Annotated in this window: 29 protein-coding genes; 18 read left to right on the top strand and 11 right to left on the bottom strand. The window is 62.9% G+C overall.

The features are described from left to right. Position 1 precedes the first annotated feature (1 nt). On the top strand, positions 2-556 hold the full coding sequence (locus LB545_RS30135) for an RBBP9/YdeN family alpha/beta hydrolase (RefSeq protein ID WP_140493816.1): 555 nt from the start codon (positions 2-4) through the stop codon (positions 554-556). 23 nt (positions 557-579) lie between these two features. On the opposite strand, the gene LB545_RS30130 is transcribed toward LB545_RS30135, so the two are convergent. Both LB545_RS30130 and LB545_RS30125 read right to left on the bottom strand, forming a co-directional pair. After that, entirely contained in the window at positions 580-1,353 is a 774-nt protein-coding gene (locus LB545_RS30130; protein WP_140493818.1) for an HpcH/HpaI aldolase family protein, read from the bottom strand. A 163-nt stretch (positions 1,354-1,516) separates the two neighbouring features. Next, positions 1,517-1,837 (bottom strand): DUF1476 domain-containing protein, encoded by a 321-nt coding sequence (locus LB545_RS30125; RefSeq protein WP_140493820.1) that lies wholly within the window; start codon positions 1,835-1,837, stop codon positions 1,517-1,519. Positions 1,838-2,112: 275 nt separating this feature from the next. Here LB545_RS30125 and purC point away from each other — a divergent pair, with 275 nt between their 5' ends. From purC to LB545_RS30095, 6 genes are all read left to right on the top strand, one after another. Then, the gene (purC, locus tag LB545_RS30120) at positions 2,113-2,907 is read left to right on the top strand and encodes a phosphoribosylaminoimidazolesuccinocarboxamide synthase (RefSeq protein ID WP_127282327.1); all 795 of its coding nucleotides are present in this window, start codon (positions 2,113-2,115) and stop codon (positions 2,905-2,907) included. A 69-nt stretch (positions 2,908-2,976) separates the two neighbouring features. Further along, on the top strand, positions 2,977-3,216 hold the full coding sequence (purS, locus tag LB545_RS30115; protein ID WP_140625559.1) for a phosphoribosylformylglycinamidine synthase subunit PurS: 240 nt from the start codon (positions 2,977-2,979) through the stop codon (positions 3,214-3,216). Between the two features lie 19 nt (positions 3,217-3,235). Further along, entirely contained in the window at positions 3,236-3,532 is a 297-nt protein-coding gene (locus LB545_RS30110; protein WP_224706257.1) for a hypothetical protein, read from the top strand. 56 nt (positions 3,533-3,588) lie between these two features. Beyond that, on the top strand, positions 3,589-4,257 hold the full coding sequence (purQ, locus tag LB545_RS30105; protein ID WP_140493824.1) for a phosphoribosylformylglycinamidine synthase subunit PurQ: 669 nt from the start codon (positions 3,589-3,591) through the stop codon (positions 4,255-4,257). 41 nt (positions 4,258-4,298) lie between these two features. Next, positions 4,299-4,709, top strand: coding sequence for a hypothetical protein (locus LB545_RS30100; RefSeq protein ID WP_140517698.1), 411 nt, complete (start codon positions 4,299-4,301; stop codon positions 4,707-4,709). Between the two features lies 1 nt (position 4,710). Further along, positions 4,711-5,367, top strand: a complete 657-nt coding sequence (locus LB545_RS30095; protein WP_140493828.1) for a Pr6Pr family membrane protein — start codon at positions 4,711-4,713, stop codon at positions 5,365-5,367. Positions 5,368-5,385: 18 nt separating this feature from the next. On the opposite strand, the gene LB545_RS30090 is transcribed toward LB545_RS30095, so the two are convergent. Continuing rightward, positions 5,386-5,631, bottom strand: coding sequence for a DUF1127 domain-containing protein (locus LB545_RS30090; RefSeq protein WP_140493830.1), 246 nt, complete (start codon positions 5,629-5,631; stop codon positions 5,386-5,388). 94 nt (positions 5,632-5,725) lie between these two features. Here LB545_RS30090 and LB545_RS30085 point away from each other — a divergent pair, with 94 nt between their 5' ends. The 6 genes from LB545_RS30085 (at position 5,726) to LB545_RS30060 (ending at position 12,417) form a co-directional block, all read left to right on the top strand. Next, positions 5,726-7,132, top strand: a complete 1,407-nt coding sequence (locus LB545_RS30085; RefSeq protein WP_140558544.1) for a PLP-dependent aminotransferase family protein — start codon at positions 5,726-5,728, stop codon at positions 7,130-7,132. Positions 7,133-7,346: 214 nt separating this feature from the next. Continuing rightward, entirely contained in the window at positions 7,347-9,578 is a 2,232-nt protein-coding gene (gene purL / locus LB545_RS30080; protein ID WP_224706256.1) for a phosphoribosylformylglycinamidine synthase subunit PurL, read from the top strand. A 49-nt stretch (positions 9,579-9,627) separates the two neighbouring features. Next, on the top strand, positions 9,628-10,161 hold the full coding sequence (locus LB545_RS30075; protein WP_224706255.1) for a hypothetical protein: 534 nt from the start codon (positions 9,628-9,630) through the stop codon (positions 10,159-10,161). Positions 10,162-10,284: 123 nt separating this feature from the next. Then, a complete protein-coding gene (locus LB545_RS30070) occupies positions 10,285-10,518 on the top strand; it encodes a BolA/IbaG family iron-sulfur metabolism protein (protein WP_140493839.1) in 234 nt (77 codons plus the stop codon). A 153-nt stretch (positions 10,519-10,671) separates the two neighbouring features. Continuing rightward, complete coding sequence (grxD, locus tag LB545_RS30065) at positions 10,672-11,007, top strand: Grx4 family monothiol glutaredoxin (RefSeq protein WP_013532137.1); 336 nt, start codon at positions 10,672-10,674, stop codon at positions 11,005-11,007. A 141-nt stretch (positions 11,008-11,148) separates the two neighbouring features. Further along, entirely contained in the window at positions 11,149-12,417 is a 1,269-nt protein-coding gene (locus tag LB545_RS30060) for a multidrug effflux MFS transporter (RefSeq protein WP_140493841.1), read from the top strand. A 47-nt stretch (positions 12,418-12,464) separates the two neighbouring features. Here the strand turns inward: LB545_RS30060 and LB545_RS30055 are convergent, their stop codons facing one another. The 3 genes from LB545_RS30055 to rpsD all read right to left on the bottom strand — a co-directional run bounded on the left by LB545_RS30055 (position 12,465) and on the right by rpsD (position 14,921). After that, positions 12,465-13,292 (bottom strand): inositol monophosphatase family protein, encoded by an 828-nt coding sequence (locus LB545_RS30055; RefSeq protein WP_224706254.1) that lies wholly within the window; start codon positions 13,290-13,292, stop codon positions 12,465-12,467. Further along, positions 13,282-14,175: a tRNA 2-thiocytidine(32) synthetase TtcA gene (gene ttcA / locus LB545_RS30050; protein ID WP_140625564.1), complete on the bottom strand. Its 894-nt coding sequence runs from the start codon at positions 14,173-14,175 to the stop codon at positions 13,282-13,284. Before ttcA ends, LB545_RS30055 begins: the two co-directional genes overlap by 11 nt. A gap of 128 nt (positions 14,176-14,303) precedes the next feature. Continuing rightward, positions 14,304-14,921 carry a 30S ribosomal protein S4 gene (rpsD, locus tag LB545_RS30045; RefSeq protein ID WP_140493847.1) on the bottom strand — a complete coding sequence of 206 codons (618 nt, stop codon included), beginning with the start codon at positions 14,919-14,921 and terminating at the stop codon, positions 14,304-14,306. 483 nt (positions 14,922-15,404) lie between these two features. On the opposite strand from rpsD, the gene LB545_RS30040 reads away from it, so the two are divergent. Further along, entirely contained in the window at positions 15,405-15,611 is a 207-nt protein-coding gene (locus LB545_RS30040) for a hypothetical protein (RefSeq protein ID WP_140522046.1), read from the top strand. A 169-nt stretch (positions 15,612-15,780) separates the two neighbouring features. On the opposite strand, the gene LB545_RS30035 is transcribed toward LB545_RS30040, so the two are convergent. From LB545_RS30035 to LB545_RS30025, 3 genes are read right to left on the bottom strand one after another with little or no spacing between them, the layout of a single operon-like run. Then, positions 15,781-15,966 (bottom strand): DUF3008 family protein, encoded by a 186-nt coding sequence (locus LB545_RS30035; RefSeq protein ID WP_140493851.1) that lies wholly within the window; start codon positions 15,964-15,966, stop codon positions 15,781-15,783. A 59-nt stretch (positions 15,967-16,025) separates the two neighbouring features. Then, positions 16,026-16,814 (bottom strand): glutamate racemase, encoded by a 789-nt coding sequence (murI, locus tag LB545_RS30030; RefSeq protein ID WP_140493853.1) that lies wholly within the window; start codon positions 16,812-16,814, stop codon positions 16,026-16,028. Further along, a complete protein-coding gene (locus LB545_RS30025; protein WP_140493855.1) occupies positions 16,807-17,730 on the bottom strand; it encodes an RNA methyltransferase in 924 nt (307 codons plus the stop codon). Before LB545_RS30025 ends, murI begins: the two co-directional genes overlap by 8 nt. Before the next feature lie 213 nt (positions 17,731-17,943). Here LB545_RS30025 and LB545_RS30020 point away from each other — a divergent pair, with 213 nt between their 5' ends. Together LB545_RS30020 and LB545_RS30015 are read left to right on the top strand one after the other, a co-directional pair. After that, positions 17,944-19,155: an NADP-dependent isocitrate dehydrogenase gene (locus LB545_RS30020; RefSeq protein WP_140493857.1), complete on the top strand. Its 1,212-nt coding sequence runs from the start codon at positions 17,944-17,946 to the stop codon at positions 19,153-19,155. Positions 19,156-19,242: 87 nt separating this feature from the next. Continuing rightward, positions 19,243-19,869 carry a glutathione S-transferase family protein gene (locus LB545_RS30015; RefSeq protein WP_224706253.1) on the top strand — a complete coding sequence of 209 codons (627 nt, stop codon included), beginning with the start codon at positions 19,243-19,245 and terminating at the stop codon, positions 19,867-19,869. A 150-nt stretch (positions 19,870-20,019) separates the two neighbouring features. On the opposite strand, the gene alaS is transcribed toward LB545_RS30015, so the two are convergent. Next, positions 20,020-22,686 carry an alanine--tRNA ligase gene (gene alaS, locus LB545_RS30010; RefSeq protein ID WP_224706252.1) on the bottom strand — a complete coding sequence of 889 codons (2,667 nt, stop codon included), beginning with the start codon at positions 22,684-22,686 and terminating at the stop codon, positions 20,020-20,022. A gap of 303 nt (positions 22,687-22,989) precedes the next feature. Continuing rightward, entirely contained in the window at positions 22,990-24,087 is a 1,098-nt protein-coding gene (recA, locus tag LB545_RS30005) for a recombinase RecA (protein ID WP_010909075.1), read from the bottom strand. 282 nt (positions 24,088-24,369) lie between these two features. On the opposite strand from recA, the gene LB545_RS30000 reads away from it, so the two are divergent. Together LB545_RS30000 and LB545_RS29995 are read left to right on the top strand one after the other, a co-directional pair. Further along, positions 24,370-25,314, top strand: coding sequence for a carbohydrate kinase family protein (locus LB545_RS30000; protein ID WP_140560979.1), 945 nt, complete (start codon positions 24,370-24,372; stop codon positions 25,312-25,314). Positions 25,315-25,360: 46 nt separating this feature from the next. Continuing rightward, a complete protein-coding gene (locus tag LB545_RS29995; protein ID WP_140583370.1) occupies positions 25,361-26,278 on the top strand; it encodes a pseudouridine-5'-phosphate glycosidase in 918 nt (305 codons plus the stop codon). Positions 26,279-26,432: the final 154 nt, after the last annotated feature.

Below are 26,432 nucleotides of genomic sequence, written 5' to 3'. Positions count from 1 at the left end.
CATGAAAGTCAAAGACGCAGATATTCTCATCATCCCGGGCTACACCAACTCCGGCCCCGAGCACTGGCAGACCCGCTGGCAGTCAAAGCTGTCGACCGCGCGGCGCGTCGAGCAGGCGGAATGGTCGAAGCCCGTGCGCGATGACTGGACGGCGAGCGTGGCAAAAGCGGTCAATGAAGCCGAGAAGCCCGTCGTCCTCGTCGCGCATTCCCTTGGCGTTGCCGCGGCGGTGCAAGCCATCCCGCAGTTTCGCAAGCCGGTCGCCGGCGCATTCTTCGTGGCGCCGCCCGATGTCGCCAATCCAGAGGTACGGCCAAGGCACCTGATGACGTTCGGCCCCTACTCGCGCGAGCCGTTGCCCTTCCCGTCCATGGTGATTGCCAGCCGCAACGATCCGTTCTGCGCCTTCCACGTCGCCGAGGACATTGCCGGCGCCTGGGGATCTCTGTTCATCGATGCCGGTGAAGCCGGTCACCTCAACACCGATTCAGGCTTCGGCCCATGGCCCGAAGGTTCGATGACCTTCGCCAAATTTCTCACCGAACTGAAGGCCTGACGACCCCGACCGGATCGCGGCTCTCAGCCGCCGATCGAATCCTTGATGCCTTTCAACAGCGTCTTCGCCCCTAGTGAAATCAGCGCGTGCTCGGACCCTGTGGCCAGCAGGCGGTAGCCCATCGCCACGACGCGGCCGGCGATGGCCGGTTCGATGACGTAGATCGCCGCATGTTTGCCGGCCTTGCGGGTACGCTCGGCGATCGAACCCACCGTTTCCATCATGCTTTCGAGCGTCGAATTGACGGTCGTGCCGTTCGACCAGGCAATCGAGAAGTCCGATGGCCCCAGGAAAATGCCGTCGATACCGGGTGTATCGAGGATGCCGTCCAGCGCATCGAGCGCCGCCCGCGTCTCGACCATGGCGAAGGCCATTGTGCGCTGGTTGCTGTCGCGCAGCCATTCGGCATGATCACCCTTGCCATGGCGTGGGAAGGCATAGGTGGGGCCCCAGGAGCGCTCGCCCACCGGCGGGTATTTCATCGCCGCAGCGAACAGTTTTGCATCCGCCACCGAGTTGACCATCGGCGCGATCACCGCCTCGGCGCCGAAATCGAGCGCCCGGCTGGCCATGTCGAAACGGCCGACGGGAATACGCACCAATGCCGGCTTGCCGGTGGCAAGCACGGGCGCCAGGCCGCGCAACACGCTGTCTTCATGATGGCCGCCATGCTGCATGTCGAGCGTGACCGCATCGAAGCCCTGCCTGGCAAGGATTTCGACGGTCAGCGCGTCCGGCACGCCTGACCATGCGGTGACCAGCGTTTCATCGGCCGCAAGGCGGGATTTTAGGGACATCGGCTGTTTCCTCGCTAAGGATCGCAGTTTCAGCCGGAAACGACGGGAAACGCAAAGAAAAACCGCCCGGCTGGGCCGGGCGGTCGATTGGTCCAGTCATTCTTTTGCCGCAGGTTCCGTCGCAAAATTGTGGGACATTTTTGCGGAACCTGCTTCGGCCGGATCAGGTGTTCTTGATCTGCTCGATGGCCTGCGCCATCAATTCGTCCATGGTGCGGCGGATCTGATGGTCCGACTGGCTGACGCCGGCAGCGTCGAAATCCTTGCGGATCTTGCGGAAGACGTCGTGATCGCCGGCTTCCTCGATATCGGAAACAACCACTTCCTTGGCGTAGGCATCGGCCTCGGCGCCGGATTTCCCGAGCTTTTCCGCGGCCCACAGGCCGAGAGCCTTGTTGCGGCGCGCCGACGCCTTGAACCGAAGCTCCTCGTCGAACACGAATTTGCGCTCAAAACCCTCTTCGCGATCCTTCATGTTGCTCATGGCGTCCCTCCGATGGAAATCGATTCGCTGGCATTGATGAATATGTGATGGCGAAGCACAAACCAAAAGGCTGGCGGCCGGTCAATACGCTTCGTGGCTTGCTGCGCTGCGGCATTTCGGTCCCGAAAGCAGTTGATTGAAAGGATTTGCCGATTGAGCAAACAAGGCGATTACGATAGACACCGGCATTGAACGCCACCGTCGCCACACTAATTTAGGCAGACGGACAGGAACTGGTCGCTTGCCGCCTGCCCGCAAATCCAGAGAAAAATCAAATGAAAAATCGCCGCCGCATTTATGAAGGCAAGGCCAAGATACTTTATGAAGGCCCTGAGCCCGGGACGCTGATCCAGTTCTTCAAGGATGACGCCACCGCGTTCAACAAGAAAAAACACGAAGTCGTCGATGGCAAGGGCGTGCTTAACAATCGCATTTCCGAGCACATCTTTAATCATCTCAACCGGATGGGTATTCCGACCCACTTCATCCGCCGGCTCAACATGCGCGAGCAGCTGATCAAGGAGGTCGAGATCATCCCGCTCGAAGTGGTGGTGCGCAATGTCGCCGCCGGTTCGCTGTCCAAGCGCCTTGGCATCGAGGAAGGCACGGTCCTGCCCCGCTCGATCATCGAATTCTATTACAAGGCCGATGCGCTCGACGACCCGATGGTCTCTGAAGAGCACATCACTGCCTTCGGCTGGGCGAGCCCGCAGGAAATCGACGACGTCATGGCGCTGGCCATTCGCGTCAACGACTTCCTGTCCGGCCTGTTCATGGGCGTCGGCATCCAGCTCGTCGATTTCAAGATCGAATGCGGACGCCTGTTCGAGGGCGACATGATGCGCATCGTCGTAGCCGACGAGATCTCGCCCGATTCCTGCCGGCTGTGGGACGTGGCGACGCAGGACAAGCTCGACAAGGACCGTTTCCGCCGCGACATGGGCGGCCTCGTGGAGGCCTACCAGGAAGTCGCCCGCCGTCTCGGTATCATGAACGAGAACGAGCCGCCGCGTCCAACCGGACCGGTGCTCGTCGCGTCGAGCGAGCCGCCGAAGGGCATGAAGCACTAATTGCCAGCAACGGACTTGCCGGAAACGGCAGGTCCGGCGCCGACCGATACCGATCATTCAGGAGCATCGATGAAAGCCCGTATCACCGTAACCCTCAAGAACGGCGTGCTGGACCCGCAAGGCAAGGCGATCGAGCATGCGCTGTCGGGGCTAGGTTTTGACGGTATCGGCTCGGTGCGGCAGGGCAAGGTGTTCGACGTCGAGCTCGCCGGGACCGACAAGGCCAAGGCCGAGGCCGATCTCAGGGCCATGTGCGACAGACTGCTGGCGAACACGGTGATTGAGAACTATAGTGTGACGCTTACCTGAGGTTGTGCCGGATGCGCGGATGCCCGAAGTCACCGACGAGTTGATGTACGAACTGCTGAAGAAAATTCATTCGCGAATGGATCGACTTGAGAATGGTCTCGGCGAGGTTAAGCACGAGATCGTTGCGATCGGATTGCAGGCATTGAGCACGCAAACAGACATCAACAATATCTACGCAATTACAAGCCGTATCGATCAACGTCTGGAGCGAATCGAGCAGCGCCTCGAATTGCGCGAACTGGCCGAAAGCCACAAACGCCTTATGATCCAAGACCATGAGAGATTGCCTTCATGGTTCGTCGAAATAGCTGACTAAATGGCGTTCCTCACGAGACAGATCAGATTGACCCAAACGATCAGGGTGCCAACAAAATGAAATCAGCCGTCGTCCTCTTGCCTGGCCTTAACCGCGACCGCGACATGATCGCGGCGCTGACCAAGATTTCCGGCAAGGCGCCAGCCACGGTCTGGCAAACCGACACCGAAATCCCGGATGTCGACCTGATCGCCATTCCCGGCGGCTTCTCCTTCGGCGACTATCTGCGCTGCGGCGCGATCGCGGCGCGCATGCCGGTGATGCGGGCGGTTGCCGAGAAGGCGGCCAAGGGCGTCATGGTCATCGGCGTCTGCAACGGGTTCCAGATCCTGGTCGAGGCCGGCCTGCTGCCGGGAGCGCTCATGCGCAACTCCTCGCTCAAATTCGTCTGCCGGCAGGTGAAGCTCGAGATCGCCAACGCCAACACCATGTTCACCCGCCGCTACCAGCCGGGCCAGATCATCCGTTCGCCGGTGGCGCATCACGACGGCAACTACTTCGCCGATGCCGAGACGCTTGCACGCCTGGAAGGCGAAGGCCAGGTGGTGTTCCGCTATGCGGACGGCACCAACCCCAACGGCTCGATCAACGACATCGCCGGCATCATCAGCAGCCAGGGCAATGTGCTGGGCCTGATGCCTCATCCCGAGAACCTGATCGAAGCGGCACATGGCGGCAATGACGGCCGGGCGTTGTTCGAAGGCGCGCTCGGCATCGCCGCCTGATATCTTCCGAAATTCTTTCAGAACCTGGGGGCGGCCTGACGATGAGACTGACGATTGCTCGCTTTGCTCTCCTGGCTGCCGCCGGCCTTGCGCTGGCATCCTGCCAGTCGGGTCCGAAGAGCGCTCCGCCGCCTTCCGGCAAGAGCGCGGCGCTGCTGGCCATGGAACAGGTGGCGATCTCCGCCCACAAATGCTGGATCGCCAGCAAGGACCCGGCCTTCAAATCCTACCAGATGGCCAATGAGCTGAATTCGTTCAGCGGCACGCCGCGCTTCCTGCTGGTGCCGGCCAAGCATTATGGCGGCAAGCCGCTGCTGGTGGTGCAGGCGCAAGGCAATTCGAGCCGTGTAGACGTGTTCGGTCCGCTGATGGCCGAGCCGCTCGGCGCGCGCATCGGCTCCGACATCGCCCGCTGGCAGGCCGGCAATCCGGCCTGCGCCGCCGCCGCGTAAGATGGGCCGGCTGCTGCAGGTCGCGGGTCTGGTCGCAGGGCTGGCCGGTCTTTTCCTGCAGTTCTCGATCACCGTTCCGGCCTCGATGGAAGCCGGCCGCGGCCTGATCGGTTCGGTCGTCTTCTACTTCAGCTTCTTTACCATCCTGACCAACATCGGTGCGGTGCTCGTCCATGCGTCGCTGCTGTCGCCCGCCGGCCATGCCTGGTTTCCGGCCTTTGCCGGAGCGCGGATGCGGGCAGGCGTCGCCGTCGCCATCACCGTGGTCTTCATGGTCTACGCCACCGTGCTGGCACGCCTCTGGCAGCCGCAGGGCCTGTTCCTGCTGTGCGACGTGCTGCTGCACTATGTGACGCCTGCACTGTTCGTGCTGTGGTGGCTGGCCGCCGGTGCCGACGGCAAGACGCGATGGCGAGACGTTTCCTGGTGGATGCTCTATCCGCTCGCTTATCTGGCCTATGCGCTGGCGGGGGCGTCCATAACAGGCGAAGTGCCCTACCCGTTCCTCGATGTCGCCAGGTACGGCATCGCCAGCGTCGCCATCGCCTCGCTGGCCATCACCGCCCTTTTCCTGGCGCTGTGCGTTGGCGCCGTGCTTGCGGACCGCGGCCTGTCGCGGATCAGGGCGCCAGTTGTGCAGCCACGCAAGCAGGATTGAACATTGCATCGCGCCTGTTCATTCCCAGAATGGCCTGATCCCTTCGCGATGGGCGTCGCAGCGGGAAATGCCGATGTCCTTCAACTGGTCGTCGGTCATGTCCAGCAAGGCGAGCCGGCTGCGCCTGCGCTCCAGCAGGCCGTCGATCCAGCGCCCCAGCGATTTGACCATACGCACGATGCGGCTGACAAAGCCGCCGCGGTCCACAGGTCGCGCGGCGAACAATCCTGCGGTTGTCTGGCTGATTGTCTCGATTGTATCCATCTTCGTTCTACCAAAGCTGCAAATTGCACTCTTTTATTCCACACAACGCATGTGAATTGACTCATCGTTCGACGCAATATACAAAATTGTCACCATGACAAATTGGCTTCCCGACCTCACGGCCAGCTCCGGCCCGCTTTATCAGCGCCTTGCTGACAGCATTGAGTCAGATATCGACCGCGGCGTGATCGACGCCGGGGCAAAGCTGCCACCGCAGCGGGATCTCGCCTATGACATCGGCGCAACCGTCGGCACGGTCGGCAGGGCCTATCAATTGCTGCGCGAGCGCGGGCTGGTCAGCGGCGAGGTCGGGCGCGGCACCTATGTCCTCGGCCGGCAGAACGCGAAGCCCGACTTCATAGCGCCGGACGCGCAAGGCACGCGCGACATCGATGCGCCGCGCGGCAAGCTGCGCTTCGACAGCACCGCGGCGCCCGATGTCGGCCAGGGCGCCATCGTCACCGAAGTGCTGTCGCGCACGGCTTCGGATCATGCGCATGAGATTTCGAGCTACACGCGGGATTTTCCCGAGCGCTGGTTCGAGGCCGGCGCCAGTTGGCTGTCGCGCAACTCGTTTCGACCGAGCGCCGATACGATCGTGCCGACGCTCGGTACCCATGCCGCTGTCATGGCGGCGATCGCCGCACTGACCACGCCCGGCGATTACGTCGCCTTCGAGCACCTGACCTATTCGCAGATTTCGCGCAGCGCCGGCCTGATCGGTCGTCGCACGGCGCTGGTGGCATCGGACCATCAGGGTCTCGACCCCGACGATTTCGAGCGCGTCTGCGCGCAAAAGCATCCGAAGATGATCTTTCTGATGCCTACGGTGCAGAATCCGACGCTGGCGATCCTGCCGGCAGCGCGACGTGAGGCAATCGCGCGGATCGCGCGTGAATACAATGTCGTCATTATCGAGGACGATCTTTACGGCGGCCTGACCGAAGATCCGACGCCAATGCTGGCCGACTATGCACCCGAGCGCACCATCGTCGCAGGCGGCCTGTCGAAATCGGTAGCGGCCGGCGTTCGCGGCGGCTGGCTTTCCTGCCCGCCTGCTTATCGCCATCGCATCCGTGTTGCCCATAAGATGATGACCGGCGGCATGCCTTTCCTGCTGGCCGAGGTGAATGCCCGGCTGGTGCTGTCGGGCCAGGCCGCGGACATACGCAAACGCGCCATCGCCGAAATCAACGCCCGCACCGCCATTGTGTGCGAGACTTTGGCCGGCTTCGAATTCAAGTCGCGGGACAATATACCCTTTGTCTGGCTGACCTTGCCCGACCCCTGGCTTTCCGGCACGTTCAAGAACGCCTGCCTCGAGCACGGCGTGCTGATCGACGACGAAGACGAGTTCAAGGCGGGCCGTTCCGAGCAGGTCTTCCACGGTGTGCGCTTCGGCATTTCGCAGCCGAGGCAGCGCAAGGACATCGCGGACGGCGTTGCGGCGATCCGGAGGCTCCTCGACGAAGGCCGCGCCGGCTACGACAGTTTTTCCTGATCCGCATCGCCTTGGAGCGCCGGCGGTTCAGGATGCCTCCAGGCAAGACCCGAGGCGCATCGGTTGAGTCCGGTCCGGTGGGACGCGCGTTCAAGGCGCCGTGGCTTTCTCCGGATTCAGCCACTTTTCGTCGGTCCATGGGTGTATCGGCCGCAAAGCTTGCGATAAGAGGAGACTCAAAATCCCAAGCTCCCACGGATAAAAACCGCCGCCCATGACCATTTCCAATTCCGTGCCGATCACGCCCGAGCTCATTGCCGCGCACGGGCTGAAGCCAGACGAATACCAGCGCATCCTCGACCTCGTCGGGCGTGAGCCGAGCTTCACCGAACTTGGCATCTTCTCGGCGATGTGGAACGAGCATTGCTCGTATAAATCCTCGAAGAAATGGCTGCGCACGCTGCCGACGACCGGCCCGCGGGTCATCCAGGGACCGGGCGAGAATGCCGGCGTGGTCGATATCGGCGACGGCGACTGCGTCGTCTTCAAGATGGAGAGCCACAACCACCCCTCCTTTATCGAGCCCTACCAAGGGGCGGCGACAGGCGTCGGCGGCATATTGCGCGACGTCTTCACCATGGGCGCGCGGCCTATCGCGGCGATGAACGCCTTGCGCTTCGGTGCTCCCGATCATCCCAAGACCAGGCATCTGGTGGCGGGAGTGGTTTCCGGCGTCGGCGGCTACGGCAATTCCTTCGGCGTGCCGACGGTCGGCGGCGAGGTCAATTTCGACGCCCGCTACAACGGCAATATCCTGGTCAACGCTTTTGCCGCGGGTCTTGCCAAGACGGACGCGATTTTCCTGTCGGAGGCCAAGGGCGTCGGCCTGCCGGTCGTCTATCTCGGCGCCAAGACCGGTCGCGACGGCGTCGGCGGCGCCACCATGGCCTCGGCCGAATTCGACGACAAGATCGACGAGAAGCGCCCGACCGTGCAGGTCGGCGATCCCTTCACCGAAAAGTGCCTGCTTGAAGCATGTCTCGAACTGATGGCGTCCGGTGCGGTCATCGCTATCCAGGACATGGGTGCTGCCGGCCTTACCTGCTCGGCGGTCGAGATGGGCGCCAAGGGGGATCTCGGCATCGAGCTCGAGCTCGACAAGGTTCCGGTGCGCGAGGAGCGCATGAGCGCCTACGAGATGATGCTGTCGGAAAGCCAGGAGCGCATGCTGATGGTGCTGCGCCCCGAAAAGGAAAAGGAGGCCGAGGCGATCTTCCACAAATGGGGGCTCGACTTCGCCATTGTCGGCAAGACGACCGACGATCTGCGCTTTCGCGTCCTGCATCAGGGTGATCAGGTTGCGGACCTGCCGATCAAGGATCTCGGCGACAAGGCACCGGAATATGACCGTCCGTGGATCGAGCCGAAGAAGCCGGCGCCGCTTGCGGCCAATGACATTCCGCAGGCCGATGTCGCCGACGCACTGCTGAAGCTGCTCGGCGGCCCTGACCTGTCGTCGCGCCGCTGGGTGTGGGAACAGTACGACACGCTGATCCAGGGCAATTCGCTGCAGCTTCCCGGTGGCGATGCCGGCGTGGTGCGGGTCGAAGGCCATCCGACCAAAGCGCTGGCTTTCTCGTCGGACGTGACGCCGCGCTATTGCGAGGCCGATCCCTATGAGGGCGGCAAGCAGGCGGTGGCCGAATGCTGGCGCAACCTGACCGCCACCGGCGCGCTGCCGCTGGCCGCCACCGACAATCTCAATTTCGGCAATCCGGAACGGCCGGAGATCATGGGTCAGTTGGTCGGCGCGGTGAAGGGCATTGGCGATGCCTGCCGCGCGCTCGGCTTCCCGATCGTTTCCGGCAATGTCTCGCTCTACAACGAAACCAATGGCCAGGGCATCCTGCCGACGCCGACCATCGGCGGCGTTGGGCTGATCGCCGACTGGTCGAAGATGGTGCGGGCCGGCTTCGCTGCGCAGGGCCAGATGATCCTGCTGGTCGGCGCGCCGGCCTCATGGGGTACGCATCTCGGCCAATCGGTTTACTTGCGTGACATCCACGGTCGCAGCGACGGCCCGCCGCCGCCGGTCGACCTCGCCCATGAAAAGCGTGTCGGCGACCATGTGCGCGCCCTCATCGCGTCCGGCATCGTCACCGCGGCTCACGACGTTTCCGACGGCGGCATTGCGGTCGCGCTGGCCGAGATGGCGATGGCATCAGGCATCGGCGCGACCGTCCCCGGACTGGCCGGCACCGATCCTATTCCGGTTTGGTTCGGCGAGGACCAGGGCCGCTATCTCCTGACGCTGTCAATCGATCCAGACAGTAAGGACTGGGACGCGATCCGCCAACAGCAAAGCGAACTCGGCATTTTCGCGCCCTGGATCGGCTCGACCGGCGGCGACACGCTGAAACTCGGCGAGGCACGGGCGATCCCGCTCGGCGAATTGACCGCCGCGCACGAAGGCTGGTTCCCGCGCTTCATGGATCAGGCCATTTGAGCAGAGCGTGATCCCGAAAAGTGGGAACCGATTTTTTTCGGAAAAGATCATGCTCAACCACAGGAAACTGGCCGTCCGGGCACTGCTTGCAGTCGTCTTCTGGCCATCGCTGTTCTTCTTCTGGTTTCTCGGCCCGTTCGTCTTTTTCCTGCTGTCGACGACATCGAGCGAGGTCTGCGCCCGGTTGGAAACACGCGCGGAGTTCCTCGCCGCGGCCAACGACACGCTTCCGATGCTTGGCCTGCAAAACCTTTTCTATGCAGTTCCGCTTGTCTGCCTGGTGCTTTGGAGCCGGCTTCTGCCGGACCGGGCACGGACAAGGCACATCTTCACCTGCATCAAACTTTTCGCCGTCGCGGCCGCATTGGGGGCACTGTGGGAGTATGGCTCCTCGCTGGCCTGCGATGGCTACGGCCAGCCGTTCTTCTCACCCGTCTGGCAGATGACCGCCTACCTGCCGATTGCCAACCTGGCGATCAACCTTCCCCTCTATGTGCTGACCTTCAGCCTTGGGCGGACCTTCTCGACGCCCGAGGACGACCCCGCAGACGACGCCGGAGGTCAGAGCGAGAACGCGTCGTGAGCCACCATCGCGCTGGGGCTGGACGGAACGGCTTCAATCCCGGCCGGAAAGGCTTTAGGTTCACCCCGACTCTCATCGCACGGGCAGCCACGCCGCAGCCCGCCCTAAAAACAGGAATTTGCCATGGCAATGGATGCCCGCGACATTGAAAAACTGATCAAGGAGGGGATCCCGGACGCCAGGGTGACCATCCGTGACCTTGCCGGCGACGGCGATCACTATGCGGCCGAAGTGGTCGCCGAGAGCTTTCGCGGAAAAAGCCGCGTGCAGCAGCACCAGATGGTCTATGACGCGCTGAAGGGCAATATGGGCGGCGTGCTGCACGCGCTGGCGCTGCAGACCAGCGTGCCGGACTAGGGGCTTCCAGCGCCAAAGTCGCTTGGCCCAAAACGCCGCATCTTTTGCGCCATTCAGGCCACCACGCGGCTAAAGTCTTGTTTCGGGCAACCTATGGGTTTATCTGATGGAAAAGCTTCGAGCCTGACTCCCACAGGCGGGAAAGGATATTCCATGAGCGGCATCAACGACTACATCGACAACGAGGTGAAGGGCAACGACGTCGTGCTTTTCATGAAGGGCACGCCCGGTTTCCCGCAATGCGGATTTTCCGGCCAGGTTGTCCAGATCCTCGACTATATCGGCGCCGACTACAAAGGCGTGAACGTGCTGGATTCGGCCGAGCTGCGCCAGGGCATCAAGGAATACTCCAACTGGCCGACGATCCCTCAGCTCTACGTCAAGGGCGAATTCGTCGGTGGCTGCGACATCGTGCGCGAAATGTTCCAGGCGGGCGAGTTGCAGACATTCCTTGTCGAGAAGGGCGTGAGCGTCAAAGGCGCCGCCTGATTTCGGTTGGGCATGTCGCCGTCGACATGCCCTGAGCACCGGGGCAGCCCCGCCTCGGCAATTTTGCGTCCGGGACCCGGACCAGGACGAGCCAATGCGCCGGGCCACCGGCGCGTTTTCGTTTGAGAGATCGGACTTGCCGTGGACCAGCAGACGTCAGCACCGCAATCGGCAAGCAAATTGCCCATTCCGCGCTGGGAGTTCATCGCGCTGTGCGCAGCGCTGATGGCGCTCAATTCGTTGGCCATCGACATCATGCTGCCGGCGCTGCAGCAGATCGGCGCCTCGCTTGGCGTCGAGAACGAAAACCACCGGCAATATGTCATCACCGCCTATATTCTGGGTTTTGGCGGCGGACAGCTGTTTTTCGGACCGCTCTCGGACCGATTCGGGCGCCGTGCGCCGCTTGTCGCCGGCCTAATCATTTATGTGGCGGCGGCCGCCGCGGCCGCCATATCGCCAAGCTTTGAAACGCTTCTACTTTGCCGGGCCGTGCAAGGCATCGGTGCGGCCGCGACCCGCGTCATCGCCGTCTCGATCGTGCGCGACACGTTCGATGGCCGGCGCATGGCCGAGGTGATGTCGCTGATCTTCATGGTGTTCATGGCGATCCCGGTGATTGCTCCCGGCATCGGCCAGTTCATCATGCTGTTCGCGACCTGGCATTTGATCTTCGTCACCATGGCCGTCGGCGCGCTTGTCGTCTCGGCCTGGTCGCTGCTGCGCCTGCCCGAGACGCTACATCCGGAATATCGCCGGCCATTGACCGTCAATGCCATTGTCGGCGGGTTCCGCATCGTGCTGACCAACCGCGTCGCGATCTGCTATGCCTTCGCCAGTACGTTCATCTTCGGCGCCATGTTCGGCTTCATCGCCTCGGCGCAGCAGATTTATGTCGACATATTCAATGTCGGCGAATTGTTTCCGGTCATCTTTGCCGGCGTTGCCGGCGTGCTCGCCTTCTCCAACTATCTGAACTCGCGTCTTGTCGGCCGCATCGGCATGCGCCGCCTGTCGCAGAGCGCACTGCTGTTGTTTCTGGTCATCAGCCTGGCCTGGCTGGTCGTTTCGCTGGAAATGAAGATGCCGCTCTGGCTGTTCGTCACCTTCTTTGCCTGCGCCATGCTCCCTTTCGGTGCGCTCGGCGCGAATTTCAATGCCTTGGCTATGGAGCCGCTTGGTCAGCTGGCCGGCACGGCCTCGTCCATCCTGGGCTTCATGCAGACGTTTCTCGGCGGCATTCTCGGCACGCTGATCGGCCAGGCTTTCAACGGCACGGTGACGCCATTGGCCGCCGGCTTCTGCAGCGTCTCGGTCGCAGCCCTGCTGATGATCTTCATCGCCGAACGCGGCAAGATGTTCCAGCCGCAGAATCAACCCGTCTCGGGGCACATTGCCGATCTGCATTGAATTGTCGCCTTTGCGGCGCTCGGCTGGGTAATCGAATTGGCAGCCGGCTATTGCGCCCAGAGTTCGCTGCGCAACTCGCGCCAGCTTTCCCGGTCGGGTGCGACAAGCAGGCCGCCGCCGACATGCGACGGTAGGTAGGCACTGGCGTCGAAACGCGCGGCGTGGCCGCCGGCCTCGGTATGGATCAGGACACCGGGCAGATGGTCCCACGGCATCAGCTTGTTGTAGACGACGAAATGGGCATGGCCGCTGGCCAGCAGGCGATATTCATGCGCGGCGCAGCGATAGGCGAATTGCGACAGGATTTTCGTCTGGTTGCGCGCCAGCCGCGACCGCTCTGGTTCGGCCATGTACTGCCAGGAGACGGAGCCGGTCATTCCCGAGATCGGCACGGGCGCCGCGACACGCACTTTTTCCAGGTTGCCATGCGCGTGCCTGATATGACTGCCGGCGCCCCTGGCGCCGATCAGCCAGTCCTTGCCGACCGGATCGTGGATGATGCCTGCGACGGTCTCACCCCGGACCACGACACCCAGCATGACTCCGAACAACGGCACGCCGGAAGCGAAATTGAAAGTGCCGTCCACCGGGTCGATGGTGAAAGCCAGATCGGCATCGCCAAGACCGTCGAGCAGCGCCGGATTGTCGGAACAGGCTTCCTCGCCGACGATCATGGCCGTTGGGTAGCGCTCACGCAGCTTGGCGGTGATCAGCCGCTCGGCACTGACGTCGGCTTCCGTCACCAAGTCGGCGGCCGACGTCTTCTGGCGGACGTCGCCGCCGCCCAACCGGCGAAAGCGCGGCATGATTTCGGCTTCGGCTGCTTCGGCCAGGGTGCTGGCCAGCCAGTCGATCGCGGTATCGTCAAATGTCATCGGAAATGTCTTGCCTGCTGGAGAGCGTTTCATCGAGGGCGGCGAAATCGAATAGTTTCCTGTCGAGCAGATGCGACGGCCTGGTGTTGGACAACGCACGCAGCATCGTGTCCTTGCGGCCGGGCATGCGCTTTTCGATATCGTCAAGCATGGCCTTCATCGCGTTGCGCTGGAGACCTTCCTGGCTGCCGCAGAGATCGCAAGGGATGATCGGGAACCGCATCGCCGCGGCGAACTTTTCCAGATCGGTTTCGGCGCAGTAGGCAAGCGGCCGCAGCACCATGACGTCGCCCTCGTCGTTGAGCAGCTTGGGCGGCATGGCGGCGAGACGGCCGCCGTGGAACAGGTTCATGAAGAAGGTTTCGAGAATGTCCTCGCGATGATGGCCGAGCACCAGCGCCGAGCACCCCTCCTCTCGGGCTACGCGATAGAGATGACCACGCCGCAGGCGTGAACAGAGCGAGCAATAGGTGCTGCCCTGCGGCAGCTTGTCGGTGACGACGGAGTAGGTGTCCTGGTATTCGATGCGGTGTGCAATGCCGTGGGCATTGAGGTAATCGGGCAGGATGTGCTTGGGAAAGTTCGGCTGGCCCTGGTCGAGATTGCAGGCCAGCAGCTCCACCGGCAGCAGGCCGCGCCATTTGAGGTCCAGCAGCATGGCAAGCAGGCCGTAGGAATCCTTGCCGCCCGACAGGGCCACCAGCCAGCGCTCGCCTGGCCTGACCATCGAAAAATCCTCGATCGCCTGGCGGGTCAGCCGCAGCAGCCGCTTGCGCAATTTGTTGAACTCGACCGAAGACGGCACATCGGCGAACAGCGGATGAAAACCGCCTTCGATGTCGGCGGCCTGCTCAAGCGATTGAGCGTCTGGCAGCATGTTCATGGCGTCGGTTCCAAATCCTGGAGCAACGAACGTTCGGAGCTTCGTTGCCGCCCGGATTAGCGGACATGGCCGACAAAGAAAAGGCCGCCTCGATGGGCGGCCCCTCCGGTCTCGCAAAAAGCCTTCGCTTAACGCGAATAGAATTCGACGACGAGGTTCGGTTCCATCTGGACGGCGAACGGAACGTCCGCCAGGCCCGGGATGCGCGAGAAGGTCGCGGTCATCTTGTTGTGATCGGCTTCGATGTAGTCCGGCACGTCGCGCTCGGCGAGGCCGACCGATTCCAGGACGATCACCAGCTGCTTCGACTTTTCACGCACTTCGACGACGTCGCCCGGCTTGCAGCGGTACGAGCCGATGTTGACGCGCTTGCCGTTGACGTTGACGTGGCCGTGGTTGACGAACTGGCGGGCGGCGAAAATGGTCGGAACGAACTTGGCGCGATAGACGACCGCGTCCAGACGCGACTCGAGCAGGCCGATCAGGTTCTCCGAGGTGTCGCCCTTGCGGCGATCGGCCTCTTCATAGACCTTGCGGAACTGCTTTTCCGAAACGTCGCCATAGTGGCCTTTCAGCTTCTGCTTGGCGCGCAGCTGCAGGCCGAAATCGGAAAGCTTGCCCTTGCGGCGCTGGCCGTGCTGGCCGGGGCCGTATTCACGCTTGTTGACCGGGGACTTCGGGCGGCCCCAGATGTTTTCGCCGAGACGGCGGTCGATCTTGTACTTCGCGGATTCGCGCTTGCTCATCGCATTCCCTTTCAAAACAACATAACCCGGAGCCTCATGGTCCGGGTGAAGGAAACGCGCCCTCCTCTGGCCTCCGTTTTCGAGACCTGACAGGGTTTTTCCACGCAACGCGGCGAAAAACCCACGGGACACGTCAGTTCAAACAAGACCTTGGAAAACAGACTGGCTTCCGTCGAGGTCTTGCGCATGCAAAACAAACCACCGGGCGTTGCGGCCCGGTGTTGGGAGCGCTGTTAAACAGAGATTTAACCGCTGTCAAGGTTCCAACTGGCGCCGCCCCGCGACCATCTACGATTTTCAGTGTTGTTGTTCAATGCGGTGTCGCATCCGGCGGGAGGTTGTCGCGCCCGCGGTATTAGAACAATTCCCGGAAAGCGCTAGCGGTTTCTACCCGGGATTGTGTAAAAAAACCGGAGCGGGGCGGCGATTCCCCGAAGCTGAACCGCTCCAGGAAGGGACTTGAGCAGAGGAGCCTGAATTCGGATGAAGAAGTTCTTTCTAAGCCTGACTGGTGCGACGGTGTTGGCCGGATCGATGGCCGTCATTACTCCTGAGCCGGCGATGGCAAGGCATTGGCAAGGCCACCGGCCTCATCAGGTATGCCGGATTGTGGTCAGGAAGCGCGTCGTCTGGAGCCATGGTCACCGCCATGTCATTCGCCAAAAAGTGCGACGTTGCCACTGGCGCTAACAGCTGCCACCGGCGCTAACAGCTGCCACTGGCGCTAACAGCCGCCACTGGCGCTGATTACGTCGGCCATTGACCCGACAATAACATCAAGGCCTGCGACCCCGTCGCCGGCCTATTTCTTGCCATTGGACGAACCCTTCAAGAAGGTCGTTGCCAAATAGCGCTTCCCTCAGTGCTTCTTTTTCTCCGGCAGATCCTTGCGCTTGGTTTCGGCGAATTCCTCGAGCTGCTTTTCGCTCATGGATTCGTACATCCCTTTGGAAGCGCCTTTGAGCTCGCTCTTCTTGGTCTCGCCGCGCTTGGCCGACAATGCGGCGCCGGCGGCCTTCTGCTGGGCTTTCGAGGTGGCAGGCATGGTTTTTCTCCCTTCATTGCCTGGGAGAAAACGAAACGGCCTCGCCAATGTTCCGGAAATCAGGCGACCGCCAGTCCAAAGCCCTGCATCAAACGGCTGGTGGCAAAATCCGCCTTGCCGGACGTGAAGACCGCGATGTCCGGCTCACCATGCGGCAACGGCCCATTGACCGGCGACAGCAGCGACATCGCCCGCCGGGCGATCGCTTCGGCAGGATCGATCCAGTCGACCGGCCAGGGTGCGGTCTTGCGCATGCGGTTAACCAGAAAAGGATAGTGCGTACAGGCGAGCACGGCGATGTCGGTGCGCATGCCATCGCGCTCGATGAAACACGGGGAGATCTCGGCGCGCACGGCTTCCTCGTCGACGAACCCTTCGCGCATATAGGCTTCGGCCAGCCCCGCCAGGCGGTCGCTACCGACCAGCCGGACATGGCACTTCTGCGCCCATTTGCTGATCAGGTCGCGCGTGTATTGCCGTTTCACCGTGCCCGGCGTCGCCAGCACGGAGACGAGGCCGGAGCGGGTACGCTCCGCCGCCGGCTTGATCGCAGGCACGGTGCCGACAAAGGGATGGCCGGGAAATCTCTCGCGCAACGCATCGATCACCAGCGTCGAGGCGGTGTTGCAGGCGATGACCGAGATGGCCGGGGCGAACCGGTCGAGCAATTTGCCGAACAGGTCGAGAATATGGACCCGCAGCGCCGGTTCCTCCCAGGCGCCAAAGGGGAAGGCGGCATCGTCGGCGATGTAGACGAAGCGGCGGTCGGGCATCAGCACGCGCGCCTCGCGCAGCACAGTCAGCCCGCCAATGCCGGAATCGAACATCAGGATCGGCTGATCAGTCATTGTCGGTTCCCTTGCCGCCGAGCGGCGGCGCGGCGTTGTCGTCGTCATCGGCCACCTGACGATCCGCATTGGTCTTGCGGCCGGGACCGCCGGCGCGCGCCGCTGCCGGAAGCCGCCTTGGATCATCTCCCGGAGAGCCGTCGCCGCGCGGCATCGCCGGCGAGAACCTGTCCAGCGACGAGATGATGCCGCGCAGCACCTTGAGCTCCGGCTCGGCAAATCCCGCCCGGGTCAATACGGCGCGCAGATTGTCAACCATCTTCGGCTTCTTCGGCGCCGGCCGGAAATAGCCGCGCGCTTCGAGTGCGCCTTCGAGATAGGCGAACAGGCCGTGCAGTTCTTCCTTGCTGGCCGGCTTCATGTCCGGACCCGTAAAGTTGGTCTTGGTCTCGTCCTCGAGGCCGGATTTCATCCACTCGTAGGACATGAGAAGCGCGGCCTGGGCGATGTTGAGCGAGGAAAAATCGGGATCGACCGGAAAAGTGACGATCTCGTCGGCGAGGCCAACCTCGTCATTATAGAGGCCGAAACGCTCGCGGCCGAACAGGATGCCGGTTCGCTGACCCATGCCATGGCGAGCCCGGAGCACCCTGCCCGCCTCGACCGGCCCGCGCACGGGCTTGAAGCCGTCGCGTTGCCTTGCGGTGGTCGCGAAAACGAAATTCAGGTCGGCCATCGCCGTGGCGAGATCGTCGAAAACCTTGACGGCGTCGATGACATGGTCGGCGCGGCTGGCCGCCGCCCGCGCCTTCTCGTTCGGCCAGCCGTCGCGCGGGTTGACGAGGCGAAGTTCGACCAGGCCGAAATTGGCCATGGCGCGCGCAACCATGCCGATATTCTCGCCGAGCTGCGGCTCCACGAGGATGATGGCGGGGCTGGCGACTGAAGCGGTATCGGAATCTTTGGTGACGGGCATGATTGTCAATGAACTGCTGTTTGCGGCATTTCAGCGTCCCCTGCCATATTCGGCCGCGAAAATGAACCATTCGCAAATGGCGGGGCGATCGCTTCGCTTTCGTGACCGATCGTCGTTTGCGCGGCCAAAAACGCTTTGATATAGGGGCGCATCCCCGGCCGAACGCCACGCGGGCAAGGCCGTCCCATTTCCCAGCAACGAGGCATTCTTTCCATGGCGAAGATCAAGGTGGCGAACCCGGTCGTCGAACTCGACGGCGACGAGATGACCCGCATCATCTGGCAGTTCATCAAGGACAAGCTGATCCACCCTTATCTCGACCTCAAGCTTGAATATTACGACCTCGGCATCGAGCATCGCGACGCCACCAACGACCAGGTGACCGTCGATTCGGCCAACGCCATCAAAAAATACGGCGTCGGCGTGAAATGCGCGACCATCACGCCCGACGAGCAGCGCGTCGAGGAATTCAAGCTGAAGAAGATGTGGAAGTCGCCGAACGGCACCATCCGCAACATTCTCGGCGGCACCATCTTCCGCGAGCCGATCATCATGAAGAACGTGCCGCGGCTGGTGCCCGGCTGGACCAAGCCGATCATCGTCGGCCGCCACGCCTATGGCGACCAGTACCGCGCCACCGATTTCCGTTTTCCCGGCAAGGGCAAGCTGACGATCAAGTTCGTCGGCGAGGATGGCCAGGTGATCGAGCACGACGTGTTCGACGCGCCCGGCGCCGGCGTCGCCATGGCCATGTACAATCTCGACGAGTCGATCCGCGAATTCGCCCGCGCTTCGCTGAACTACGGCCTGCTGCGCAACTACCCGGTCTATCTCTCGACCAAGAACACCATCCTCAAGGCCTATGACGGCCGCTTCAAGGATATTTTCCAGGAGGTCTACGAGGCTGAGTTCGAGGCCGAGTTCAAGTCCAAGAAGCTGTGGTACGAGCACCGCCTGATCGACGACATGGTGGCCTCCAGCCTGAAATGGTCGGGCGGCTATGTCTGGGCCTGCAAGAACTATGACGGCGACGTACAGTCCGACACGGTGGCGCAGGGTTTCGGCTCGCTTGGCCTGATGACCTCGGTGCTGATGACGCCGGACGGCAAGACGGTGGAAGCGGAAGCCGCGCACGGCACCGTCACGCGCCACTATCGCCAGCACCAGAAGGGCGAGGAAACCTCCACCAATTCGATCGCCTCGATCTTCGCCTGGACCCGGGGGCTGGCCCACCGCGCCAAGCTCGACGACAATGCCGAATTGAAGCGTTTTGCCGAAACGCTGGAAAAGGTCTGCATCCAGACGGTCGAATCCGGCTTCATGACCAAGGACCTGTCGCTGCTGATCGGCCCCGACCAGCCTTGGCTGTCGACCACCGGATTTCTCGACAAGATCGACGAGAATTTGCAGAAGGCGATGGCGTAGGCACCCGCGGGTTCAACACGCCGAAGGCTCCGGAAGGAGCCTTCGCTTTTTTGGGCCAACGAAAATCGAAAGCAAAGGACTGGCAACATGGCCAAACCGGTCCTCTACGGCGCGGACTACAGCGTTTACGTGCGCATAGCGCGCATGGCGCTGGAGGAGAAGGGCGTCGACTACGAGCTTGTGCCGGTCGATGTGTTCGCCGCCGAGGGCATCCCCGGCTGGTATTTCGAGCACCACCCGTTCGGCCGCATCCCGGCCTTCGAGCATGACGGTTTTCGCCTGTTCGAGGCCAGCGCGATCACGCGCTATGTTGATGAAGCTTTCGACGGACCGCCCTTGCAGCCGAACGATCCGCGCGGCCGCGCGCGGATGAACCAGATCATCGGCATGCTCGACGCTTATGGCTATCGGGCCATGGTCTGGGACGTCGCCGTGGAGCGGCTGGAGAAGGCGTCGCCTGACGAAGCGCTGATTGTCAGCGGATTACGACAAGCAGGAACGGTCCTTCAGGTGCTCTCATCATTGAGATCCCCGGGGCCGTGGTTGCTCGGCAATCAACTGACGCTCGCCGACCTGCATGCGGCACCGATCATCGGCTATTTCGTCAAGGTGGCGGAAGGGCGCAAACTGCTGGCTCGCTTTGCCGACATACAGGACTGGTGGGATTGTATTGCTAAACAGACAAGCTTTGCCAGGACTGAAAAGGCCGGCTGATCTGCGACAGCGCAGCGCAGCGATATTCGATTCAGGTCAACGATTTCGCGGACAGCCGATCATTGATGTCGCGCCGCCCATCATGAGGGGCCGCGCGACCTCGAAGGGAAGCAACCGGCCTGGAGCGTTGCCCCCCAATTCTGCAATGAATCACGCCGCCTCCAGCGCCGCCCTCACCGCAGCAATCGCGTCGTCGGCCTTCGAGGCATCGGGGCCACCGGCCTGCGCCATGTCGGGCCGGCCGCCGCCGCCCTGCCCGCCGAGGGCGGCGGAGGCGACACGCACCAGGTCGACGGCGCTGAAACGGCCGACGAGATCATCGGTGACGGCGACCACGACGCTCGCTTTGTTGTCCTCGCCCGCACCGACGAACACGACCACGCCGGAGCCGAGCGAGCTTTTGCCGGCGTCGGCGAGCGGCTTCAGATCCTTCGGCGAGACACCGGAAACCGACTTGCCGAGGAAGCCGACGCCCGCGACGGTCTCGTTGGCGGCCGGCGCGTCAGCGGGCGACCCGCCGCCCAGCGCCAGCTTCTTGCGCGCTTCGGTGAGCTCCTTCTCGAGCTTCTTGCGCTCTTCGAGCAGGGCTTCAACACGCGCCGGCACGTCGGCGGGCGAGATTTTCAGTGTTGCCGCGGCCGCCTTCAGCCGCCGGTCCTGTTCGTCGAGATGCTTGCGCGCGGCCTCGCCCGTCAGCGCCTCGATGCGGCGCACGCCTGCGGCGACGGCGCTGTCGGACACGACGCGCACCAGGCCGATGTCACCGGTTGCCCTGACATGCGTGCCGCCGCAAAGCTCGACCGAATAGGGGCGGTTGGCCTTGGCGCCATGTAGGCCCGTGCCCATAGACACGACGCGCACCTCATCGCCGTATTTCTCGCCGAACAGCGCCATGGCGCCTTCGGCAATGGCATCGTCGACCGACATCAGGCGCGTGATCACCGGGCTGTTCTGCACCACGATCTCATTGGCCATGCGCTCGACCTCCTCGAGTTCCGAGGGCGAGATGGGCTTGTTGTGCGAGATGTCGAAGCGCAGGCGCTCGGGCGCGACCAGCGAACCCTTCTGTGCGACATGGGTGCCCAGCACCTCGCGCAGCGCCTCATGGATCAGATGCGTCGCGGAATGGTTCGCGCGGAGCCTGGAGCGCCTCGCATGGTCAACCTTCAGCTCGACGGCGGCACCCGTCCTGGCAGTGCCGCTGACCACCTTGCCGAGATGCACGAACAGCCCGTCGGCCTTCTTCTGCGTATCGGAAATCTCGATCGAGAAGCCTTCGCCTGAAATGGTTCCGGTGTCGCCCATCTGGCCGCCGGATTCGGCATAGAACGGCGTCTGGTTGACGACTACGGCTACCGCTTCGCCCTTGCCGGCGCTGTCGACGGTCTTGCCGTCGCGGACAAGCGCCTGGATAATGCCTTCCGCCTGCTCGGTCTCGTAGCCGAGGAATTCGGTAGCGCCGGATTTTTCGCGCACCGGGAACCAGACCGCTTCGGTCGCCGCCTCGCCGGAGCCCGCCCAGTGCTTACGCGCCTCTGCCTTCTGCTGCTCCATCGCATTGGTGAAGCCGGCAAGATCGACCGAGATGTTGCGCTGGCGCAGCGCATCCTGCGTCAGGTCGAGCGGGAAGCCATAGGTGTCGTAAAGCTTGAAGGCCGTCTCGCCGTCCAGCATGTCGCCGGCGCCGAGCTTTTCCGTCGCCTCCGACAGCAAACCGAGGCCACGCACCAGTGTCTTGCGGAACCTGGTCTCTTCAAGCTTCAGCGTCTCGGTGATCAGCTGTTCGCCGCGCACCAGTTCCGGATAGGCCTGACCCATCTCGCGAACCAGCGCCGGCACCAGCTTCCACACCAGCGGCTCGTTCGCACCGAGCAATTGCGCATGCCGCATGGCGCGGCGCATGATGCGGCGCAGCACATAGCCGCGGCCTTCGTTCGATGGCAGCACGCCGTCTGCGACCAGGAACGAGGACGAGCGCAGGTGATCGGCTATGACGCGATAGGATGCGACGGTCTCGGCGTCGGGACCGCGGCCGAGCGCGGACGACGCCGCATCGATCAGATGGCGGAACAGGTCGGTCTCAAACACGCTTTCCGCGCCTTGCAGGATGGAGGCCATGCGCTCCAGGCCCATGCCGGTGTCGATCGACGGGCGCGGCAGGTCGATGCGCTCGTCCTTCGTCACCTGCTCGTACTGCATGAACACCAGGTTCCAGAATTCCAGGAACCGGTCGCCATCCTCCTCCGGGGTGCCGGGCGGACCGCCCCAGATGTGCTCGCCGCGATCGATGAAAATTTCCGAGCATGGCCCGCACGGCCCGGTGTCGCCCATCGCCCAGAAATTGTCGGAGGTCGGGATGCGGATGATGCGATCATCGGAAAAACCGGCGATCTTCTTCCAGAAGCCGGCCGCCTCGTCGTCGGTGTGATAGACGGTGACGAGCAGCTTGTCCTTCTTCAGCCCGAACTCCCTGGTGATGAGGTTCCAGGCCAACTCGATGGCGCGCTCCTTGAAATAGTCGCCGAAGGAGAAATTGCCGAGCATCTCGAAGAAGGTCAGGTGGCGCGCGGTGTAGCCGACATTGTCGAGGTCGTTGTGCTTGCCGCCGGCGCGAACGCTTTTCTGGGCGGTCGTGGCACGCGAATAGGGCCGCTTCTCCAGGCCGGTGAAGACGTTCTTGAACTGCACCATGCCGGCATTGGTGAACATCAGCGTCGGATCGTTGCGCGGCACAAGCGGGCTCGACGCCACGACCTCGTGACCCTCCTTGCGGAAATAGTCGAGAAATGTCGACCGGATCTCGTTCACGCCACTCATGAATGCTGCCTTTTCGAGAGAGCCGCCGGCCGGACCGGCGGAAAATGGGCTCTGCTTTAGAAGATGGAGCTGGCCTTTTAGCCGCCGCTTGGCACCCTGTCCAGAAACACGCAAGCTGGCCAATTCGCGGTTCGCCAGCCGCTCAAAACGCAAACCGCCGGCACGGGGCCGGCGGTTCGAAACGCAATACTACAGAACTCGATTACATAAGCTCAAATTGATGAACCGGGATTATGGCCGAACTCGGGCCGTAAACCGAACGCTAGATCGCGCCAGCGAACGCTAGATCGTGCCGGCGAACGCTTACATCGCGCCGGCTTCATCCTCGAACCCATCATCGCCACCTTCGGAGCCGCCATTCTCAAGGAATTTCTCGGCGATCAGTCCGGCGTTCTGCCTGAGCGCAAGTTCGATCTCGCGCGCCGTATCGGGATTGTCGCGCAGGAACAGCTTCGCGTTCTCGCGGCCCTGGCCGAGACGCTGCGAATTGTAAGAGAACCAGGCGCCCGACTTCTCGACCACGCCGGCCTTGACGCCGAGATCGACCAGCTCGCCTGTCTTCGACACGCCTTCGCCGTACATGATGTCGAACTCGACCACCTTGAAGGGCGGCGCCAGCTTGTTCTTGACCACCTTGACGCGGGTCTGGTTGCCGACGACCTCGTCGCGGTCCTTGACCGAGCCGATGCGGCGGATATCGAGACGCACCGAGGCGTAAAATTTCAGCGCATTGCCGCCGGTGGTGGTTTCGGGCGAGCCGAACATGACGCCGATCTTCATGCGGATCTGGTTGATGAAGATGACCATGGTGTTGGAGCGCGAGATCGAGGCGGTCAGCTTGCGCAGCGCCTGGCTCATCAGGCGGGCCTGCAGGCCGGGCAGCGAATCGCCCATCTCGCCCTCGATTTCGGCGCGCGGCGTCAGCGCCGCGACCGAATCGACCACCAGCACATCGATGGCGCCGGAGCGCACCAGCGTATCGCAGATCTCAAGCGCCTGCTCGCCAGTGTCAGGCTGCGAGATCAGGAGGTTTTCGAGATCAACGCCGAGCTTGCGGGCATAGACCGGATCGAGCGCATGCTCGGCATCGACGAAGGCGCAGATGCCGCCCTTCTTCTGGGCTTCCGCCACCGTGTGCAGCGCCAGCGTCGTCTTACCCGAGCTTTCCGGCCCGTAGATCTCGATGATGCGGCCGCGCGGCAGGCCGCCGACGCCAAGCGCGATGTCGAGGCCGAGCGAGCCGGTCGGCACGGTTTCGATCTCGACGACCTGCTCGTTCGCGCCGAGCCGCATGATCGAGCCCTTGCCGAAAGCCCGCTCGATTTGCGACAGCGCCGCATCCAGAGCCTTTGATTTGTCCACTGCCTTATCCTCTACAAGCCGCAAGCTGTTCTGAGCCATGATACATCACCCCGTAGTCGTCAATGAAGGCCGGACAATCCGTAATCCTTGGTTATTTGTACCTTTTTTGTTCTCATTTGGCAAGAGGGATCAAGCATTTGAAAAATAAGCAACATCCTGATTTGTTCTTTTTTTGTCTCACGATTCGGCTCCAGCATGACCCGAATATTGGGCCAGGCTGGTTCGCCGTGCCGGCCTCACGAATCGCTGGTTGTTGCCTGCGAAGCTCCGTCGCACAGCATGGCGCTTGTGCGTGACCGCCAACAAAGGTCATATCGGCGCATGGTGAGATCTCCAAGAGTCCTGGCGGTGGGCGGCGCCCATATCGACAGGCGCGGCCAGGTGTCCGGCGCTTACGTGCCGGCTGCCTCCAACCCGGGCACGATGCGCGAGGACGTTGGCGGCGGCGTCTTCAACGCATTGCGCAGCACGGTGCGGCGAGGCGTCTCGGGCTCGTTGCTGTCGGTGCGCGGCGGTGATGCCGCCGCCGACACGGTTTCGCGCGCCATCGCCGAAGCAGGCATTGCCGACCTGTCCGCGGTGTTCCTCGACCGCACGACGCCGAGCTATACGGCGCTGATCGACCGCGAGGGCGAACTGCTCGTCGGCTTTGCCGACATGGCGCTTTATGAACTGGCATTTGCAAAGCAGATCCGCCGCTCCAGGGTGAGGGAGGAGATCGCCGCCGCAGATGCCGTCCTGTGCGACGCCAATCTGCCATCGGCGGCTCTGGAGCGGCTGGTGTCGCTTGCCGCCGGCAAGCCCGTGTTCGCCATTGCCATTTCACCGGCCAAGGTCGTGCGCTTGACACCGGTGCTCGGCGGCCTGGCCGTCGCCTTCATGAACAGGCGCGAGGCGGTGGCGCTTGCCGGACTTGACGATGCCGCCTCTCAAAAGACTATCCTCGACGGGCTGAGAAGCGCCGGCCTCGACAGCGCGGTGGTCACGGCGGGCGGCGGCCCGGTGCTGGGCTTCGACCGCGACGGCAGCTTTGCCGTCGTCCCGCCCCCTCCAAGAAAGGTCGTGGACGTCACCGGCGCCGGCGATGCGCTTGCCGGCGCGACGGTCGCCGCCCTGTTGCGCGGCATGCCCTTGCGCGCGGCGTTGCGCGAGGGCGTCGCCGCCGCGACGCTGGCTATTGAAAGCGCGGGCGCCGTTCCCGATTTCACCACGGCGACTTTCGCGCAAGCGCTGGCTCTTGTGCCCGAAGAGCAGGAAATGGCATGAGACCGGCATCCGAAAGGATGCGCCGCACTTCGGATTGGAGATCCAGATGACCCCAGACACCGCCCGCCCCTTCATCGATGTCCACGCGCCGGTGGCGCAAGCCTTGGCCGCCGGGAAGCCCGTGGTTGCGCTGGAAAGCACCATCATAACCCATGGCATGCCCTACCCCGACAATGGCGCCATGGCGGCCGACGTGGAAAGGATCATTGCGGACGGCGGCGCGGTGCCGGCGACGATCGCCGTGGTGGCGGGCCGCATCAAGATCGGCCTCTCCGACGGAGAACGCGAATCGCTCGCCATGACCGGCGACGCCATGAAGCTCTCTCGCGCCGATCTCGGCTTCGCCGTCGCGCAAGGGCGCACCGGCGGCACCACGGTTGCCGCCACAATGATCGCCGCGCATATGGTTGGGATAAAGGTGTTCGCCACCGGCGGCATCGGCGGCGTGCACAAGGGCGCCGAAAAAAGCTTCGACATTTCGGCTGATCTCGATGAGCTGGCGCGCACGCCCGTCATCGTCGTCTCGGCTGGGGCCAAGGCCATCCTCGACATCGAAAAGACGCTGGAGGTGCTGGAGACCCGCGGCGTGCCCGTGATCGGCCATGGCTGCGAGACCATGCCGGCCTTCTGGTCGCGGCAATCGCCGTTCCGCGCGCCGCTGACCTTGCACGCGCCGGAAGAGATCGCGCATTTTTACAAGACGCGACAGGCGCTGGGCCTGAGCGGCGGCATGCTGATCGCCAATCCGGTGCCGGAGGATCACGAAATCCCGGCCGGCGAGATGGCCGGCTACATCGAGGCCGCCCAGAAGGCCGCCGAGGCGCTCAACGTCACCGGCAAAGCGGTGACGCCTTTCCTGCTCTCCAAAATCCTCGAACTCACCGGTGGCCGGAGCCTGAAGACCAACATCGCGCTGGTGGAAAACAATGCTCGGCTGGCGGCGCGGATTGCCAGGGCGCTGTAGGCCGATGTGGGCGGGACGGCACCCCCTCTGTCCTGCCGGACATCTCCCCCGCAAGGAGGAGATCAGACGTCACACCGGCTTTCGCCGATTTTCAACGTTGAAGAAACAGGCCGACAGTGAAACCGGCAATCTCCCCCCTTGCGGGGGAGATGGC

The organism is Mesorhizobium sp. BR1-1-6 (genome assembly GCF_020165355.1).
Taxonomy (GTDB): Bacteria; Pseudomonadota; Alphaproteobacteria; order Rhizobiales; family Rhizobiaceae; genus Mesorhizobium.
The sequence above is the reverse complement of the archived record's forward strand: the minus strand, read 5'-3'. Positions and strand labels throughout refer to the sequence as shown.

What these genes read in the sequence shown, in the direction of transcription:
- LB545_RS30075 (WP_224706255.1), top strand. Translation starts at nt 9,628, where the DNA reads ATGCTCAACCACAGGAAACTGGCCGTCCGGGCACTGCTTGCAGTCGTC.
- LB545_RS30130 (WP_140493818.1), bottom strand. Translation starts at nt 1,353, where the DNA reads ATGTCCCTAAAATCCCGCCTTGCGGCCGATGAAACGCTGGTCACCGCA.
- purS (WP_140625559.1), top strand. Translation starts at nt 2,977, where the DNA reads ATGAAAGCCCGTATCACCGTAACCCTCAAGAACGGCGTGCTGGACCCG.
- ttcA (WP_140625564.1), bottom strand. Translation starts at nt 14,175, where the DNA reads ATGAACATGCTGCCAGACGCTCAATCGCTTGAGCAGGCCGCCGACATC.
- LB545_RS30125 (WP_140493820.1), bottom strand. Translation starts at nt 1,837, where the DNA reads ATGAGCAACATGAAGGATCGCGAAGAGGGTTTTGAGCGCAAATTCGTG.
- LB545_RS30015 (WP_224706253.1), top strand. Translation starts at nt 19,243, where the DNA reads ATGGCCAAACCGGTCCTCTACGGCGCGGACTACAGCGTTTACGTGCGC.
- LB545_RS30135 (WP_140493816.1), top strand. Translation starts at nt 2, where the DNA reads ATGAAAGTCAAAGACGCAGATATTCTCATCATCCCGGGCTACACCAAC.
- LB545_RS30020 (WP_140493857.1), top strand. Translation starts at nt 17,944, where the DNA reads ATGGCGAAGATCAAGGTGGCGAACCCGGTCGTCGAACTCGACGGCGAC.
- recA (WP_010909075.1), bottom strand. Translation starts at nt 24,087, where the DNA reads ATGGCTCAGAACAGCTTGCGGCTTGTAGAGGATAAGGCAGTGGACAAA.
- LB545_RS30025 (WP_140493855.1), bottom strand. Translation starts at nt 17,730, where the DNA reads ATGCCCGTCACCAAAGATTCCGATACCGCTTCAGTCGCCAGCCCCGCC.
- rpsD (WP_140493847.1), bottom strand. Translation starts at nt 14,921, where the DNA reads ATGAGCAAGCGCGAATCCGCGAAGTACAAGATCGACCGCCGTCTCGGC.
- purL (WP_224706256.1), top strand. Translation starts at nt 7,347, where the DNA reads ATGACCATTTCCAATTCCGTGCCGATCACGCCCGAGCTCATTGCCGCG.
- LB545_RS30055 (WP_224706254.1), bottom strand. Translation starts at nt 13,292, where the DNA reads ATGACATTTGACGATACCGCGATCGACTGGCTGGCCAGCACCCTGGCC.
- murI (WP_140493853.1), bottom strand. Translation starts at nt 16,814, where the DNA reads ATGACTGATCAGCCGATCCTGATGTTCGATTCCGGCATTGGCGGGCTG.
- alaS (WP_224706252.1), bottom strand. Translation starts at nt 22,686, where the DNA reads ATGAGTGGCGTGAACGAGATCCGGTCGACATTTCTCGACTATTTCCGC.
- grxD (WP_013532137.1), top strand. Translation starts at nt 10,672, where the DNA reads ATGAGCGGCATCAACGACTACATCGACAACGAGGTGAAGGGCAACGAC.
- LB545_RS30070 (WP_140493839.1), top strand. Translation starts at nt 10,285, where the DNA reads ATGGCAATGGATGCCCGCGACATTGAAAAACTGATCAAGGAGGGGATC.
- LB545_RS29995 (WP_140583370.1), top strand. Translation starts at nt 25,361, where the DNA reads ATGACCCCAGACACCGCCCGCCCCTTCATCGATGTCCACGCGCCGGTG.
- LB545_RS30035 (WP_140493851.1), bottom strand. Translation starts at nt 15,966, where the DNA reads ATGCCTGCCACCTCGAAAGCCCAGCAGAAGGCCGCCGGCGCCGCATTG.
- LB545_RS30000 (WP_140560979.1), top strand. Translation starts at nt 24,370, where the DNA reads ATGGTGAGATCTCCAAGAGTCCTGGCGGTGGGCGGCGCCCATATCGAC.
- purQ (WP_140493824.1), top strand. Translation starts at nt 3,589, where the DNA reads ATGAAATCAGCCGTCGTCCTCTTGCCTGGCCTTAACCGCGACCGCGAC.
- LB545_RS30040 (WP_140522046.1), top strand. Translation starts at nt 15,405, where the DNA reads ATGAAGAAGTTCTTTCTAAGCCTGACTGGTGCGACGGTGTTGGCCGGA.
- LB545_RS30095 (WP_140493828.1), top strand. Translation starts at nt 4,711, where the DNA reads ATGGGCCGGCTGCTGCAGGTCGCGGGTCTGGTCGCAGGGCTGGCCGGT.
- LB545_RS30100 (WP_140517698.1), top strand. Translation starts at nt 4,299, where the DNA reads ATGAGACTGACGATTGCTCGCTTTGCTCTCCTGGCTGCCGCCGGCCTT.
- LB545_RS30085 (WP_140558544.1), top strand. Translation starts at nt 5,726, where the DNA reads ATGACAAATTGGCTTCCCGACCTCACGGCCAGCTCCGGCCCGCTTTAT.
- LB545_RS30110 (WP_224706257.1), top strand. Translation starts at nt 3,236, where the DNA reads ATGCCCGAAGTCACCGACGAGTTGATGTACGAACTGCTGAAGAAAATT.
- purC (WP_127282327.1), top strand. Translation starts at nt 2,113, where the DNA reads ATGAAAAATCGCCGCCGCATTTATGAAGGCAAGGCCAAGATACTTTAT.
- LB545_RS30090 (WP_140493830.1), bottom strand. Translation starts at nt 5,631, where the DNA reads ATGGATACAATCGAGACAATCAGCCAGACAACCGCAGGATTGTTCGCC.